Source organism: Streptomyces cinereospinus (genome assembly GCF_042430725.1).
Classification (GTDB): domain Bacteria; phylum Actinomycetota; class Actinomycetes; order Streptomycetales; family Streptomycetaceae; genus Streptomyces; species Streptomyces cinereospinus.
This window is the reverse complement of sequence record NZ_JBHMCY010000111.1, coordinates 1-16,041: the sequence shown is the minus strand read 5'-3', so window position 1 is coordinate 16,041 and position 16,041 is coordinate 1. Positions and strand designations below refer to the sequence as shown.

12 protein-coding genes and 1 pseudogene are annotated in these 16,041 nt (G+C 72.4%); 8 read left to right on the top strand and 5 right to left on the bottom strand.

Annotated features, from left to right (window positions below; genetic code table 11):
* Positions 1 to 119: 119 nt before the first annotated feature.
* Positions 120 to 398, bottom strand: a pseudogene (locus ACFF45_RS33575) (5,10-methylene tetrahydromethanopterin reductase); the annotation flags it as partial.
* Between the two features lie 43 nt (positions 399 to 441).
* Here ACFF45_RS33575 and ACFF45_RS33570 point away from each other — a divergent pair.
* Positions 442 to 777, top strand: coding sequence for a YnfA family protein (locus ACFF45_RS33570; RefSeq protein ID WP_381350741.1), 336 nt, complete (start codon positions 442 to 444; stop codon positions 775 to 777).
* A 212-nt stretch (positions 778 to 989) separates the two neighbouring features.
* Complete coding sequence (locus ACFF45_RS33565; protein ID WP_381350739.1) at positions 990 to 1,748, top strand: SDR family NAD(P)-dependent oxidoreductase; 759 nt, start codon at positions 990 to 992, stop codon at positions 1,746 to 1,748.
* Between the two features lie 7 nt (positions 1,749 to 1,755).
* Here the strand turns inward: ACFF45_RS33565 and ACFF45_RS33560 are convergent, their stop codons facing one another.
* Positions 1,756 to 2,949 carry an RtcB family protein gene (locus ACFF45_RS33560; RefSeq protein WP_381350738.1) on the bottom strand — a complete coding sequence of 398 codons (1,194 nt, stop codon included), beginning with the start codon at positions 2,947 to 2,949 and terminating at the stop codon, positions 1,756 to 1,758.
* A 167-nt stretch (positions 2,950 to 3,116) separates the two neighbouring features.
* On the opposite strand from ACFF45_RS33560, the gene ACFF45_RS33555 reads away from it, so the two are divergent.
* From ACFF45_RS33555 to ACFF45_RS33545, 3 genes are all read left to right on the top strand, one after another.
* On the top strand, positions 3,117 to 4,004 hold the full coding sequence (locus ACFF45_RS33555; RefSeq protein WP_381350737.1) for a DUF3558 domain-containing protein: 888 nt from the start codon (positions 3,117 to 3,119) through the stop codon (positions 4,002 to 4,004).
* A 109-nt stretch (positions 4,005 to 4,113) separates the two neighbouring features.
* Positions 4,114 to 4,965: a DUF3558 family protein gene (locus tag ACFF45_RS33550; RefSeq protein ID WP_381350736.1), complete on the top strand. Its 852-nt coding sequence runs from the start codon at positions 4,114 to 4,116 to the stop codon at positions 4,963 to 4,965.
* Between the two features lie 167 nt (positions 4,966 to 5,132).
* Entirely contained in the window at positions 5,133 to 6,404 is a 1,272-nt protein-coding gene (locus ACFF45_RS33545) for a DUF2637 domain-containing protein (RefSeq protein ID WP_381350735.1), read from the top strand.
* Between the two features lie 66 nt (positions 6,405 to 6,470).
* Here ACFF45_RS33545 and lysS read toward each other — a convergent pair whose 3' ends face one another.
* Positions 6,471 to 8,213 carry a lysine--tRNA ligase gene (gene lysS, locus ACFF45_RS33540; RefSeq protein ID WP_381350734.1) on the bottom strand — a complete coding sequence of 581 codons (1,743 nt, stop codon included), beginning with the start codon at positions 8,211 to 8,213 and terminating at the stop codon, positions 6,471 to 6,473.
* A 163-nt stretch (positions 8,214 to 8,376) separates the two neighbouring features.
* On the opposite strand from lysS, the gene argS reads away from it, so the two are divergent.
* From argS to ACFF45_RS33525, 3 genes are all read left to right on the top strand, one after another.
* Positions 8,377 to 10,140: an arginine--tRNA ligase gene (argS, locus tag ACFF45_RS33535; RefSeq protein WP_381350733.1), complete on the top strand. Its 1,764-nt coding sequence runs from the start codon at positions 8,377 to 8,379 to the stop codon at positions 10,138 to 10,140.
* Positions 10,141 to 10,857: 717 nt separating this feature from the next.
* The gene (locus ACFF45_RS33530) at positions 10,858 to 11,112 is read left to right on the top strand and encodes an EF-hand domain-containing protein (protein ID WP_381350732.1); all 255 of its coding nucleotides are present in this window, start codon (positions 10,858 to 10,860) and stop codon (positions 11,110 to 11,112) included.
* Positions 11,113 to 11,174: 62 nt separating this feature from the next.
* Entirely contained in the window at positions 11,175 to 12,650 is a 1,476-nt protein-coding gene (locus ACFF45_RS33525) for a glutamate-cysteine ligase family protein (protein ID WP_381350731.1), read from the top strand.
* Between the two features lie 133 nt (positions 12,651 to 12,783).
* On the opposite strand, the gene ACFF45_RS33520 is transcribed toward ACFF45_RS33525, so the two are convergent.
* Positions 12,784 to 14,922, bottom strand: coding sequence for a bifunctional serine/threonine-protein kinase/ABC transporter substrate-binding protein (locus ACFF45_RS33520; protein ID WP_381350742.1), 2,139 nt, complete (start codon positions 14,920 to 14,922; stop codon positions 12,784 to 12,786).
* A gap of 5 nt (positions 14,923 to 14,927) precedes the next feature.
* Positions 14,928 to 15,773 (bottom strand): hypothetical protein, encoded by an 846-nt coding sequence (locus tag ACFF45_RS33515; RefSeq protein WP_381350730.1) that lies wholly within the window; start codon positions 15,771 to 15,773, stop codon positions 14,928 to 14,930.
* Positions 15,774 to 16,041 lie beyond the last annotated feature (268 nt).

Sequence of the window (16,041 nt, the reverse complement as noted above, 5' to 3'; positions counted from 1 at the left end):
CGCCGGCCCACGGCGCCCGCCGGCCCACGGCGCCCGCCGGCCCACGGCGCCGGCCGGCCGGTCGCCCGGCAGCCGCGTGGACGACGGCACGCTCAGCCCCGCGGACACCACGACGAGTTTCATCCGGCGCTCACCTTCTCCGCCTCGGCGGCGGCCGCCAGCAGCGACTCGTGCGTCGGCGCCTGCGGGACGCCCGCCGGCCGCCCGGCCGCGAACTCCTGGCGCAGCACCGGCACGACCTCCTCGCCCAGCAGGTCGAGCTGTTCCAGCACGGTCTTCAGCGGCAGCCCGGCGTGGTCGATCAGGAACAGCCGGCGCTGGTAGTCACCGGCGTACTCGCGGAAGCTCAGCGTCTTCTCGATCACCTGCTGCGGCGACCCCACGGTCAGCGGGGTCCGGCCGGACCCGCGGCCCCGATACCGGACATGGAAAGCTGACCCCGTGCTCGCCCTCCGCTCCGCCGCCCTCTTCCTCGTCGCCGCCGTCTTCGAGATCGGCGGCGCCTGGCTGGTCTGGCAGGGCTGGCGGGAACAGCGCGGCTGGCTGTGGATCGCCGGCGGCGTCCTCGCCCTCGGCGCCTACGGCTTCGTCGCCACCTTCCAGCCCGACGCCCACTTCGGCCGCGTCCTGGCCGCGTACGGCGGGATCTTCGTCGCCGGTTCGATCGCCTGGGGGATGGTCGCGGACGGCTACCGCCCGGACCGCTGGGACCTCACGGGCGCACTGATCTGCCTGGCCGGCATGGCCGTGATCATGTGGTCCCCCCGCGGGAACTGACCTCGGCCCGGGGCCACGGACCCGCCCTCGGGGGCGCGGGGAACCGCGCGGCCGGCCCCACCGCCCCGCACCCGGCCGACCACGCGAACCCCCCGCGACCCACCCCCGCGGACCCGCCACCCCGCAGCCGAAGAAATCACCGCACCCCCCACCCCCGCATATCCTGGCCCCGACCACGCAAGGCCACTCCTGACGACCCGAGGAGCACCCCCATGCCCGCGTCCCGCATAGCAGTAGTCACCGGCGCCAGCAGCGGCATCGGCGCCGCGACGGCCCGGCAGCTGGCGGCCGCGGGCTACCGCGTCGTCCTCACCGCCCGCCGCAAGGACCGCATCGAGGCCCTGGCCGAGGAGATCGGCGCGGCCGGCGGCCAGGCGACGGCATACCCCCTGGACGTCACCGACCGCGCGGCGGTGGACGAGTTCGCGACCGCCTTCCAGACGATCGGCGTGCTGGTCAACAACGCGGGCGGGGCACTGGGCCTGGACCCGGTGGCCACCGGCGACCCGGCCGACTGGCGGCGGATGTACGAGACCAACGTCATCGGCACCCTCAACCTCACCCAGGCCCTGCTGCCCAAGCTGGTCGCGAGCGGCGACGGCACGGTGGTCGTGGTCTCCTCCACCGCCGGCCACGGCACCTACGAGGGCGGCGGCGGCTACGTCGCCGCCAAGCACGGCGCCCACGTCCTCGCCGAGACCCTCCGCCTGGAACTGCTCGGCGAGCCGGTCCGGGTCATCGAGGTCGCCCCCGGCCTGGTCAGGACCGAGGAGTTCGCGCTGACCCGCTTCAACGGCGACGCGGAGCGCGCGGCCAAGGTCTACGAGGGCGTCCCCGGCCCCCTCACCGCCGACGACGTGGCCGACACCATCACCTGGGCGGTCACCCGCCCCAGCCACGTCAACATCGACCTGCTGGTGGTCCGCCCCCGCGCCCAGGCCTCCAACACCAAGCTGTACCGGGAGAGCTGAGTACGGATCAGCCCTTCACGCAGACGACCTGCCGCAGCTTGGCGACGACCGCGACGAGGTCCCGCTGCTGGTCGATGACCTGATCGATCGGCTTGTACGCGCCCGGGATCTCGTCCACCACGCCGGAGTCCTTGCGGCACTCCACGCCCCGCGTCTGCTCCTCCAGGTCCTCGACGGTAAAGCGCCGCTTGGCGGCGTTGCGGCTCATCCGCCGGCCGGCGCCGTGCGAGGCCGAGTTGAAGGCCGTCTCGTTGCCGAGGCCCTTGACGATGTACGAGCCGGTGCCCATGGAGCCCGGGATGATGCCGTACTCGCCGGCGCCGGCCCGGATCGCGCCCTTGCGGGTCACGAGCAGGTCCATCCCCTGGTACCGCTCCTCCGCCACGTAGTTGTGGTGGCAGGAGATCTCCTGCTCGAAGACCGGCTTGGCCTTCTTGAACTCCTTGCGCACCACGTCCTTCAGCAGCGCCATCATCAGCGAGCGGTTGTACTTCGCGTACTCCTGCGCCCAGAACAGGTCGTTGCGGTAGGCCGCCATCTGCGGGGTGTCCGCCACGAAGACGGCGAGGTCGCGGTCGACCAGGCCCTGGTTGTGCGGGAGCCGCTGGGCGACGCCGATGTGGTGCTCGGCGAGTTCCTTGCCGATGTTGCGGGAGCCGGAGTGCAGCATCAGCCACACCGCGCCGGAGGTGTCGACGCACACCTCGACGAAATGATTCCCCGCGCCCAGCGTTCCCATCTGCCTGGCGGCCCGCTCCTCGCGGAACCGCACCGCCTCGGCCACCCCGCCGAACCGGCCCCAGAAGTCGTCCCATCCGGCCGTCGCCAGCCCGTGGAAGCGCCCGGGGTCGACGGGGCTGTCGTGCATCCCCCGCCCCACCGGAATGGCCTGCTCGATCTTCGAGCGCAGCCGGGACAGGTCCCCCGGCAGGTCGTTCGCCGTCAGGGAGGTCCTCACCGCGGACATCCCGCAGCCGATGTCGACCCCGACCGCCGCCGGGCACACCGCACCCCGCATGGCGATCACCGACCCGACGGTCGCGCCCTTGCCGTAGTGCACGTCCGGCATGACCGCGAGCCCCTTGATCCACGGCAGGGTCGCCACGTTCCGCAGCTGCTGGAGCGCACCCTCCTCGACCGTCGCGGGGTCCGTCCACATCCGGATCGGCACCTTCGCGCCCGGTATCTCGACATACGACATAACGTCCTCATTCCCCCGAAAGAAGTTCAAAGCCTGGAAACGCAATACCGACGCAAGGTCGACGTAAAGGACAACGGACCGGCGTTCACAGCAGTGCGTGCGATACACATTGTCTCCAGGGCGAGCCCCGGGACAGCAAGCGATTAACCTGCGAGAGGAGCCTGACCGTGCAGCGGAAGGCGTACGTAACCGGCGTCGCCGCGCTCCTCGCGGCCCTGCTCGCCGGCTGCACCGGCGGCCCGGACGACGGCGGCTCCACGGACGACGCCAACCAGGGCGGCTCCGGCACGGCGCCCGCGGCGGCCGAACCCGGCCGCTACCGCACCCTGCCCGAGCCCTGCGGCGCGGTCCGTCAGGACACCCTCGGCTCGCTGCTGCCCGGCATCCAGCAGATCGCCGACGCGGAACAGCGCGAGCAGGCCCACCAGGGCCGGGCCACCCTCACCTACGACAACGACCGCAAGGTCGGCTGCCGTTGGAAGGTCGAGTCCACCGTCGCCACGGACTACCTGTTCGTCGACTTCGAGCGCGTGGTGTCGTACGACAGCGCGGTCAGCGACGACGACCAGGCGCAGCAGCTGTTCGCGGCCCGGCGCACGGCGGCGGACCTGCCGGAGCCCACGGTGACGGAGACGCAGCCGCCGTCCCCGGCCGGGACGGCCTCCCCGTCCGCCACCGGCCCCACCGGCCCCACCGGCTCCACCGGCTCCACCGGCCCGGATTCCCCCAACTCCCCCCAGGGCGGCCCCTCGGCCACCCTCGGCGGCACCGCGAGCGGCACGCCGGACCCCGCCTCCAGCGCCACCCCCATCGCCCTGCAACCCCGTGTCCTGGACGACCTCGCCGACGAGGCGTTCCTCGACGACGAGCTGAGCAGCTCCGGTTCGACGGCCACGCAGCGCACGGTGACTGTGGCGTTCCGCACGTCCAACGTCATCGTGACCATCGTGTACGAGGAGCAGCCGGCGACCGTCGGAGTCGTCCCGGACAGCAAGGAACTGCAGGACAGGGCACGGAAACTGGCCGCGGAGCTGGCTGACTCGCTCGGGGAGTAACCGCAGAGCGGGCCCCCGGGCGAAGCGGCCGAACCGCGTCCGCGCCCTCGTGCCACCGCGTACCGTGGCCCCTCGGACCCGTAACCCGAGCGTCATGAGTGAAGGAACCATGCAGCGACGAGCACAGCGAGCCGACCAGCGCACCCTGCGAGCCAGCCGCCTCAGCCGCGTCCTTGCGGGCGCGGCGGCCGTCCCCGTGATGCTGATCGCCGCCGGCTGCTCCTCGGACTCCGGTGCGGGCGCGGACGCCGAGCAGGCGTCCGCAAGCCCGGCAAGCGCGACCGCGAGCCCCACGCCCACGGTGCAGGCGGCGGCGTACGCGAAGCTGCCCGAGCCGTGCTCGGTGCTGTCGAAGAAGACGCTGGAGGAGCTGGTCCCCGAGGCCGGCGCGTCGGGCAAGGAGAGCACCTCGGACGACGTCTCGCTGCGGGCCGGCTGTTCCTGGGACAGCCTCGACAACAACGGCGTCAGGGGTTCGCAGTTCCGCTGGCTGAACGTGTCCCTGCTGCGCTTCGAGTCCGACGTCACCCGGGGCACGGGCGAGCAGCGGGCGCAGGAGTACTACGCGAAGCAGGTCGCCGAGGCGAAGTCGGCCGAGGGCGCGCAGAACACCGGGGCCGAGCCGCTCACCGGTACCGGTGACCAGGCGACGGCCGTGCGCTACGACCTGAAGAAGAAGGAAGGCGCCTTCAAGCAGCAGACGGTCGTGGCGCGCGTCGAGAACGTCGTCGTCACCCTCGACTACAACGGCGCGGGCCTGGCCGGCGACAGCACGCCCGACGCCGACGAGCTGATGAAGGCGGCGCGGCAGGCGGCCGACGAGGCGGTGGCCGCGGTCACCGAGGCGAACGGCACGGATGCCTCGGCGGCTCCGGGGAGCACCGCGGCACCGTCGGCGTCGGCCGCCAAGTCGGCCGCGGCGGCCGCCACTTCGTCCGGCACCCCGCTGAAGGCGGGCTGAACCCCGGGAACGCGGTGGATCGCCGGCCGTCACCGGAAGCGTCACGGAAGGGCTGACGTGCCCGGTCCGGCCACCCGCTCCCCGTACACATGTGCCACCCTGTTGGGCGCGCAACAACACGCAGTGGGAGGGGAGCACGGGTGGCCGCGCCACTACAACTGACACGGATGCACCGCGTTCTCATCGGCGTGGTCGTCTTCGGTGCCGTGATCATCGCGGGCATCGGCTTCGCGGGGTCGTACGCCGCCGTACGCGCGCTCGCGCTGAAGAAGGGCTTCGGGGACTTCAGCTACGTCTTCCCGATCGGCATCGACGCGGGCATCTGCGTCCTGCTCGCCCTGGACCTGCTGCTGACCTGGATCCGCATCCCCTTCCCGCTGCTGCGCCAGACGGCCTGGCTGCTGACGGCGGCGACGATCGCGTTCAACGGCGCGGCGGCCTGGCCGGACCCGCTGGGCGTCGGCATGCACGGCGTCATCCCGATCCTGTTCGTCGTCGCGGTGGAGGCCGCGCGGCACGCCATCGGCCGGATCGCGGACATCACCGCCGACAAGCACATGGAGGGCGTCCGCCTCACCCGCTGGCTGCTCTCCCCGGTCCCCACCTTCCTGCTGTGGCGGCGGATGAAGCTGTGGGAGCTGCGCTCCTACGACCAGGTGATCAAGCTGGAGCAGGAGCGTCTGGTCTACCAGGCCCGGCTGCGCTCCCGCTACGGCCGGGCCTGGCGCCGCAAGGCCCCGGTGGAGGCGCTGATGCCGCTGCGCCTGGCCAAGTACGGCGTCCCCCTCGCGGACACCGCCCCGGCGGGCCTGGCGGCGGCGGGCATCGAGCCGGCGCTGATACCGCCGGCGCCGCCGGCGCCGCAACTGACGGCGGCGGAGCCGGTGACCGCCGTCGCCGAGAAGACCGTGGCCGCGCCCCCCGCCGGGCGGCGCCCGCAGGCCGCCGACGTCCCCGAGGCCCCCGAGGCCCCGCTGCCGGACGGGCAGGCCGAGCCGCAGAACCTCTGGCTGCACGCCCGGGACCCGCAGTCCATCGAGTACCACGGCGGCTACGACCCCGACTACGACCCGGAGGCCGCGTACGCCGAGTGGTACGAGGAGCAGCGTCGGGCGGAGCAGTACCAGCAGCCGTACGAGGAACCCCCGTCTGCGGAGCCCTCCCCGGAGGACACCGGCACGTTCCCCATCCCGGTGGGTCCGGGCCGCACCCGGGAGCTGGGCGAGGGCGGTGGCACGCTGCCCCCGGTGCCGGACGACGATGCGTACTACCAGGTCTTCAAGCAGTCGATCAACGGCAGCTATCCGACGCCGAACCAGTTGGTCGACAACATCGAGGCGGAGTTCGGCATCCGCCTGGAGGGCGCGGACGCCAAGCGCCTGGTCAACCAGTTCACCAACCGCCACTACGCGGAGCTGGAGGAGGACCACATCGCGTAGGCGGGCACCGGCGGGAGGACATGACGAAGGGGCCCCCGTCGCGAGGGCCCCTTCTGCCGTGACCGCTTATCCGCCGAGCAGGCGCCGCACCCGTTCCTGCCCCACCGCCAGCAGCAGCGTGGGCAGCCGGGGCCCGGTGTCCCGGCCCACCAGCAGGTGGTACAGCAGGGCGAAGAACGCCCGCTGGGCCGTCTTGATCTCCGGCGGGAGTTCCTTGGGCGTGGCGTCGGCGGAGAACCCGGCCCGGACCTTGGGCACCCCGTAGACGAGGTGGGTCAGGCCGTCCAGCGACCAGTGCTCCGCCAGCCCGTCGAGCAGCAGCCGCACCGACTGCCGGGACGCCTCGTCCAGCGACTCCAGCAGCTCGGTGTCGGGCTCCTCGCGCACGACGGTCCGCTGGTCGGCGGCCACGTGGGTGTTGATCCACGCCTCCGCCCGGTCGTACCGGGGGCGCACCTCGTCGAGCGAGCCGAGCGGCTGGTCGGGGTCCAGCTCGCTGAGGATGCGCAGCGCCTGGTCCGCGTGCCCGGCGGTGATGTCGGCGACGGACGCCAGGGTCCGGTACGGCATCGGCCGCGGCGTACCCGGCAGCTCGCCGGCGGCGGTGCCGACCGCCCGTGCGTGCGCGGCCACGTCGGCCGGCAGCGCGGAGCCGTCGGCGACCTTGGCGTCGAGCTTGTCCCACTCGTCGTACAGCCGCTGGATCTCCTGGTCGAAGGCGATCTTGAACGACTGGTTGGGCCGGCGCCGGGCGTACAGCCAGCGCAGCAGCTGCGGCTCCATGATCTTCAGCGCGTCGGCCGGGGTGGGCACCCCGCCCCGGGAGGAGGACATCTTCGCCATCCCGGAGATACCGACGAACGCGTACATCGGGCCGATCGGCTGCTCGCCGCCGAAGATGCCGACGATCTGGCCGCCGACCTGGAAGCTGGAGCCCGGCGACGAGTGGTCGACACCGCTCGGCTCGAAGACCACGCCCTCGTACGCCCACCGCATCGGCCAGTCGACCTTCCAGACCAGCTTGCCGCGGTTGAACTCGTTCAGCCGGACGGTCTCGGAGAAGCCGCAGGCCGTGCAGGCGTACGTCAGCTCGGTGGTGGTGTCGTCATAGGAGATGACGGTGGTCAGGTCCTTCTCGCAGTTGCCGCAGTAGGGCTTGTACGGGAAGTACCCGGCGGTACCGGAGCTGCCGTCGTCCTCGCCGGCCGCCCCGGACCCCTCCGCGGCCTCGATCTCGGCCTCGTCGACCGGCTTCTGCTGCGGCTTCCCGCCGCCCTTGGGCTTGGTGCGGTACTGCGCGAGGACGGCGTCGATGTCCCCCCGGTGCCGCATCGCGTGCAGGATCTGCTCGCGGTACGCCCCGGAGGTGTACTGCTCCGTCTGGCTGATCCCGTCGAACTCGACGCCCAGCTCGCCCAGCGACTCGACCATGGCCGCCTTGAAGTGCTCGGCCCAGTTCGCGTGCGGCGACCCGGCGGGCGCCGGCACGGAGGTCAGCGGCTTGCCGATGTGCTCGCTCCAGGACTCGTCGACGCCCTCGACCCCGGCGGGCACCTTGCGGTACCGGTCGTAGTCGTCCCACGAGATCAGGTGGCGGACCTCGTGACCCCGCCGGCGGATCTCGTCGGCGACCAGGTGCGGGGTCATGACCTCGCGCAGGTTGCCCAGGTGGACGGGTCCGGAGGGGGAGAGCCCGGACGCGACGACGACGGGTTTGCCCGGGGCCCGGCGCTCCGACTCCTCGATGACCTCATCCGCGAAACGGGAGACCCAGTCGGTGGTCTCGGTGCTCTGAGCCACGATCGGCACGTCCTTCTTTCTCCTGAGGCAGCCGGTACGGTCAACGGCTGGCGGTCCTCATTCTCCCAGCTCCGACGGCAACGGCGAAAACGCCTTGTGAGAAACCGCTTCAGCCCCCATGGGATACTGACCGTGTCTATCCGAACCCACGAGGAGAACGGCACCCATTCCTATGGCCTCGGTCACGTCCCTCACCGCCTCCGTCCACCAGCGCCTCGCCGACGCCCTCGCCTCCGCCCTCCCGGAGGCCGACGGGGTCGACCCGCTGCTGCGACGAAGCGACCGGGCCGACTTCCAGGCCAACGGCATCCTCGCGCTGGCCAAGAAGGCGAAGGCGAACCCGCGTGACCTGGCGGTCCGGGTCGTCGCGGGGATCACCACCGGCGACGTCATCGAGGACGTCGAGGTCTCCGGCCCCGGCTTCCTCAACGTCACCGTGACCGACCGGGCGATCACCGAGAACCTCGCCGCCCGCGCCGCCGACCCCGACGCCCGCCTCGGCGTGCCGCGCGCGGAGCACCCCGGCACGACGGTCATCGACTACGCCCAGCCGAACGTGGCCAAGGAGATGCACGTCGGCCACCTGCGCTCCGCGGTGATCGGCGACTCGGTCGTCCAGCTCCTGGAGTTCACCGGCGAGAACGTGGTCCGCCGGCACCACATCGGCGACTGGGGCACCCAGTTCGGCATGCTCATCCAGTACCTCGACGAGCACCCGCACGAGCTGGACCACCGGGCCGCCGAGGTCAGCGGCGAGGAGGCGATGTCGAACCTCGACCGCCTCTACAAGGCCGCCCGCAAGCTGTTCGACTCCGACGACGCGTTCAAGACCCGGGCGCGCCGCCGCGTCGTGGACCTCCAGGCCGGCGACCCGCACACGCTCGCCATGTGGCAGAAGTTCGTCGACGAGTCGAAGATCTACTTCTTCTCGGTCTTCGAGAAGCTGGACCTGGAGGTCCGCGACCCCGACATCGTCGGCGAGTCCGGCTACAACGACATGCTCGCGGAGACCTGCCGCCTGCTGGAGGAGTCCGGCGTGGCGGTCCGCTCCGAGGGCGCGCTGTGTGTCTTCTTCGACGACGTCAAGGGCCCGGACGGCAAGCCGGTCCCGCTGATCGTGCAGAAGTCGGACGGCGGCTACGGCTACGCGGCGACCGACCTGTCCGCGATCCGCGACCGCGTCTTCCACCTCAAGGCGGACAGCCTGATCTACGTGGTGGACGCCCGCCAGTCGCTGCACTTCAAGATGGTCTTCGAGACGGCCCGCCGGGCGGGCTGGCTCAACGACGAGGTGACGGCGTACCAGCTGGCCTTCGGCACCGTCCTCGGCAAGGACGGCAAGCCGTTCAAGACCCGTGAGGGCGAGACGGTCCGCCTGGTCGACCTGCTGGACGAGGCGATCGACCGCGCCTCCGCCGTCGTCCGGGAGAAGGCCCAGGACCTGTCCGAGGCGGAGATCGCCGAGCGCGGCGCCCAGGTGGGCATCGGCGCGGTGAAGTACGCCGACCTGTCCACCTCGGCCAACCGGGACTACAAGTTCGACCTGGACCAGATGGTCTCGCTGAACGGCGACACCTCGGTCTACCTCCAGTACGCCTACGCCCGTATCCAGTCGATCCTGCGCAAGGCCGGCGAGACCGGCCCGCAGGCCCGCCCGGAGCTGGCGCTGCACGAGGCGGAGCGCGCGCTGGGCCTGCACGTGGACGCGTTCGCGGAGACGGTCGCGGAGGCGGCGCGCGAGTACGCCCCGCACAAGCTGGCGTCGTACCTGTACCAGCTGGCGTCGCTGTACACGTCCTTCTACGACAAGTGCCCGGTGCTGAAGGCGGAGACCGGGGAGCAGATCGAGAACCGCCTGTTCCTGTGCGACATCACGGCCCGCACGCTGCACCGGGGCATGGCCCTGCTGGGCATCAGGACGCCCGAGCGTCTCTGACCGCCGGGCGGCGACGAGCCCGTGCACTCGTCGCCGCCGGTTTTCCCGCTCGCCGGTCCCGCGGCGCTCGTCCAGTTACCTTCTGAGTCCATTGGTCGTCGAGGGGGACTGCGGATGTCCGGGGGGCGGACGACGCGGCGGAGTACGTGCTGTGTCGAGTTCGAGGTCGTGCTGGCCGCGGAGCACCTGCGCGCGGTGGGCCGAGGGGCCGCTGCCCGCGCTGCTCGCCGACGGGTCGGCCGCCGACCGCACCTGCCCCAGCTCGCGGCGCCCTTCCGGGACGGCCGCACGTCCCAGCTGCACGGGCTGCGCAACGTCTGCCACCACGACCGCGACATGGCGGAACGCGCGGAGCACAACCGCGTCGCGGGCGGCATCATCCACCGGCACACCAGCAGTTACGCCCCCCTGAAGGACAACGCCGGCGCCTGGTGCGCCCATCAGCTGGGCCTGGTCCGCGACCTGGCGGCCCTGTCCGACGAGACCCACGCGATTCCTCGACGCGGCCCCCGACCCCGCACCGGCCGCCCCCGAGGACCACGCACCGGCCGCCCAGGCCGGTGGCCCCGCGGCGGCGGGCGGCGTCCGCGTCGAGTCGCAGGGCTACGACTGGCCCTCCCCGCACTGAACGGAACCGAGGGAACTACGGTCTTCCTGGGGGCCCGAGCCGTCGGCTCCGCGGGGCCTTCCGGACGTACCCAGGACGAGGACGACACCATGAGTGAGAAAGCCAGGAAGCTGTTCGAGGCGCTCGACCTGGACCAGAACGGGACCCTGACCCGCGAAGAGGTGATCACCGCCCTGCGCACCAAGGGCCCCACCCTGGCCGCCTCGGGCGTCCTGCCGTTGTGGGCCGTGGGGGACGCGGACGCCTCCTCGGCGCTGTTCGACGCGGCCGACCAGAACGGGGACGCGGTGCTGACCCTGGAGGAGTTCTCGGCGGTGGTGGACCGCCGTTTCGGCTGGCGCTGACATCTCGCCCACCCGGTGCGACGCTGGAGACGACAGGTTTCCGGGGGGACTCGGGAGGCCCGATGGGACGGGACGTCCCGGCGGTGGTCTTCACCCGCGAGGACCGCCGCCGCTACCGGATCAAGGTGCAGCGGTGCCTGGAGGCGTTCGCGCGGATGCTGCGCGAGGCGCGGTTCGAGTCCGGGCGGCCGCAGGTGGGGCTGGAGATCGAGCTGAACCTGGTGGACGACGCCGCCGAGCCGGCGATGCGCAACAGCGACGTGCTGGAGGCGATCGCGGACCCGGCGTGGTCGACGGAGCTGGGCCGGTTCAACCTGGAGATCAACGTCCCGCCCCGCCGGCTGACCGAGGGCGGCCCGGACGCCTGGGAGTCCGAGATCCGCGCCGCGCTCAACCACGCCGACGAACGCGCCCGGTCGGTCGGCGCGCACCTGATCATGGTCGGCATCCTCCCCACGCTGCGCCAGCAGGACGTCGGTGAGCGGGCGCTCTCGGAGAACCCCCGCTACCGGCTGCTCAACGACCAGGTCTTCGCGGCCCGGGGCGAGGACCTGCACATCGAGGTGGACGGCGTCGACCGGCTGCGGACCTACGCCGACACGATCACCCCGGAGGCGGCGTGCACCAGCACCCAGTTCCACCTCCAGGTCTCCCCGGAGGAGTTCCCCGGCTACTGGAACGCGGCCCAGGCCATCGCCGGGATCCAGGTGGCGCTGGCGGCCAACGCGCCGTTCCTGTTCGGCAAGGAGCTCTGGCACGAGACCCGTATCCCGCTGTTCGAGCAGGCGACCGACACCCGCCCGCAGGAGATCAAGGTGCAGGGCGTGCGGCCCCGGGTCTGGTTCGGCGAACGCTGGATCACCAGCGTCTTCGACCTCTTCGAGGAGAACCTGCGCTACTTCCCGGCCCTGCTGCCCCTGTGCGACGAGCAGGACCCCCTGGAGACGCTGGAGCGCGGCGACATCCCCGACCTGGGCGAGCTGACCCTGCACAACGGCACGATCTACCGCTGGAACCGTCCGGTCTACGCCATCGCCCACGACAAACCGCACGTCCGGGTCGAGAACCGGGTCCTGCCCGCCGGCCCGACCGTCGCCGACACCCTCGCCAACGGCGCCTTCTACTACGGGCTCACCCGCGCCCTGGTGGAAGAGGAACGGCCCGTGTGGTCGCGGATGTCCTTCGCGGCCGCCGAGGACAACCTGCACGCGGCCGCCCGCCACGGCATCGACGCCCGCCTCTACTGGCCCGGCATGGGCGAGGTCCCGGCACCCGAACTCGTCCTGCGCCGCCTGCTGCCCCTCGCCCACCGGGGCCTGGAGCGCTCCGGCATGGACGACGCCTGGCGCGAACCCCTGCTCGGCGTCATCGAGCAGCGCTGCGTCACCGCCCGCAACGGGGCGGTGTGGCAGAAGGAGATGTTCCACCACGCGGCCCGCTCCGCCACCGGCCGCCACGACGCCCTGCGCCGCATGACGCAGCTCTACATCGACTACATGCACCTCAACGCCCCGGCCCACACCTGGCCGGTCGACTGACGAGCACGACCGCCGAGCCGCGCCGCTCAGCCAGGGTCACGGCCCTCGCTCCACCGCTCGGCCCCGAGTACGGGAACCGGCACAGGGCGGCGGACCACTCGACCGGTCCGCCGCCCGCTGCGCGGGCGGCGGATCACACCGTTCGGGGATCGGCGCCGAGGAAACGGAAACGCCCCGCGGCCACGCGGTAGAAGAACACGCCCGTGCCCACGTATCCGCCGTTCTCCGGCTCGAAGGCATACGTCTTCGACACGCCCCTGTGCCGCGTGTTCCGCAGTACGGGCACCAGGTCGTGCCGGGTCGGCCGGGGCCGTCCCAGGCCGCGTACGCAGGAGGCGATCAGCCGCACCGCGTCATAGGCTTCGGCGGCGAAGGCGGGCGGATCCGTCCGGTAGCGGGTACGGAACGCCCGGGTGAAATCACGCGCCGACGGCGCGGCCGCCGGATCAGTGGCCGTGGACACGACGATCCAGCCGTCGGCGGCGGCCCCGGCCCGCGCGGGGAAGCGGGAGTCGTGGGCCGCCTGGCTGGCGATGCGGGGGCCGCGGTATCCGGTCCCCGCCAGCGCCCGGGCGAAGCCGTCCATGCCCTCGGCCTCGCCGCCGTAGACCACGGCGCCGGGAGACCGCGCGGCCATGGCCCGGACCAGGGAGCCGGTGTCCTTGCCGTGCGCGGGGACCGTCACCGGCAGGACGGTGCGCCCGCCCTCACCCCGCAGTGCCTCACCGAAGAAGCGGGTCACCTGGCGCCCGTACTCGCTCTCGTCGTCGACCAGGGCGATGTCGTCGAGGTCGTGCAGCCCGAGGTACTGCGCGACCGGGTACATCTGCAGGGCGTTGCTGGGTCTGGCACACAGAAAGACGCGGTTGATGTGGCGGATGTCGCCGTCGAGCACGCTGAGGAGGGTGAGCCCCGCCGCGTCGTAGAGGGGGATCGTGGCTCCGACGGCCTCCGCGCCGCTCGCGCCGATCACGGCGACGATCTCCTCGTCGGCGGCGAGGCGGCGGGCGGCGGCCTCCGCGGCCGACGGGTCGCCCCGGTCGTCGACAGTGGTCAGGGCCAGCGTGAACGGATTGCCGTCGCGGGCGTTGTGTTCCGCGACGGCGAGCCGGACGCCCTGCTCGTTGGCTCTGCCCTGCTGACGCCCGGGGCCGCTGAGGTCGGCCTGCAGTCCGAGGCGCAGCGCGGGCGTTCGCGTGCCGCTGCCGCGGGCGGCGCTGTCATCGGCGCGGCCGATCAGCCACGCCGATGTCCCGGCGGCGGCGAGACCGGCGGCTGTGGAGGCCAGGTAGGTGAGCGCCCGCCGCCTGCCCGGCGGCCTGACGTCCTGCGTGGTGTCCGATCCGATGGACGGGACGGTCGGTGCCGGGCTGTCGACGTGGGTCGCGTCGATCTCCGGCAGGCTCAGCATCCGGGCCGAGCGTTCGGCGATGAGGTGGGTGACGGAGTGAGGCAGCCAGGCCTCTTCGGTGCCGTCCTGCGCGCAGACGGCCCGCAGGTGCGCGGCGGTGGGGCGCCCAGCGGGTTCCTTGGTCAGGCACGCCTCGACAACCGCCCGCAGCCGCGCCGGGACGCCGTCGAGACGCGCCGGGTCGTACACCGTACGGAACAGCACGGCCTCGACGGGACCGCTGCCGAAGGGCCGGGTCCCGGTCGCCGCGTAGGCGAGCACGCAGCCCAGCGAGAAGACGTCGCTGGCCGGCCCGACGGGCCGGCCCTGGGCCTGCTCCGGGGACAGGAAGCCGGGAGAGCCGACCACCACGTCCGCGGCCGTGAGCACGGTGTCGTCCAGCGCGCGGGCGATGCCGAAGTCGATGAGGCGCGGACCGTCCGGTGCGAGCAGGACGTTGCCGGGCTTGACGTCCCGGTGCACCGTGCCCGCGGTGTGGACCGCCTCCAGTGCCTCGGCGAGCATCCTGCCCAGCGCCCATACGCTGCGCACCGGCAGCGGTCCGGCGGCCCCGACGGCGTCGGCCAGCGACGGCCCCGGCACGAACGCGGTCGCCAGCCACGGGGCGGCGGCCTCGGTGTCCGCGTCGACGACCGGAACAGCGTAACGAGTGCGCACCTGGCGGGCGATGGCGACCTCGCGCCGGAACCGGGCGCGGAAGGAGGCGTCGTCCGCGTACTCGGCCCGGATCAGCTTGACGGCGACGAGCGTACCGCCCGCCGACCGGCCGAGCAGAACGACTCCCATGCCGCCCGTCCCGAGCCGGCCCAGTACGCGGTAGCCGGCGATGCGCGCCGGATCCCCCGGTGCGAGGGGCTGCAGATGGCTCACTTCAGTGCCAGCTCCACCCGGTACAGCATCTTCGCGCCGGCCTCCGCGGCGAGCCGCATCAGGTCACTGGCCGTGTATCCCGTGGCGCCCTTGACGGAAACGGCCGTGGTGACGGGTCCGATACGGGACTTGGTCCACACGTAGGACTGGGCTCCCTCGGAGGAGGGTCCTGAGTAAGTGCCGGCTTCGAAGAGCGTGGCGTCGGCGTGCTTGACGTCCTTGGGGTCGAGGTGCATCGACATCAGCCCGTGGAGCTGCTGCCCGCCCCCGAGGTCCTGCACGGGGCAACGGAAGCTTTCCTGGACGGTGTCCTTCAACTCCCGGTCAGCGCTCGCGTCGTCGCGGTGCACGGTGACCGTCACCGATCCCTGCACGCGCCCCTTGCCGTCCTCGGCCGGCAGATCGATGCGGCGGCTGTAGCTGTCCAGCACCCCCTCGGGCAGGCCCGCGCGGGTCCATACGCAGGTGTCGGGCAGCACCGGCCAGGTGCCGGCCAGCTCATACGGGTCGTGCCGGACCATCCCCGGTGACCAGTCGGCTGGCGTGAGCGAGGCGTTGCGCGTGAGGACCCGGGCCTGGGCCGCCGTTCTCGGTATGCGCTCCGGGGCGGGAGTGAAGTCGTAGGCGTCGGGCAGGGCGCCGACGGGTCTCGACGACGAGGGCGCGGCGGAGGCGGTCGGTGAGGGGGCCGCACCCCCTCTGCGCTCCTTCGTCGTGGTGTTCTGTTGTCCTTCGCCGCCGCAGCCGGCGAGCGCCGTGGCCGTCAGTACGGTGACGACGATGCCGAGGACGGCGCGCAGAGGCCGGACGACGGCTGTCGGCGGCCGGTGGACAGTGGACATCTTTCCCCCATGGGCGGTGCTCGTTCCCCTGTGCGAGCGCGCTCGATCGGCCCGCTCACCATGGCGAGACGACCATAGAGGGGGGTGACGGTTCCCAGCCACGGGCACCTGGTCTCAGACATCGTCGCCCCGGGCCCTTCTGGTGCCGCACCGCGGCGTCCGCGCCAGGACCGGTGCGCGGAGGGCCGAACCGGGAGACGGCCCCGCACCCTGCTTGGGTTCTAGCGGTCCTCGCAACACTCACGAGTTGGGAGTTGCGAGGACCGTG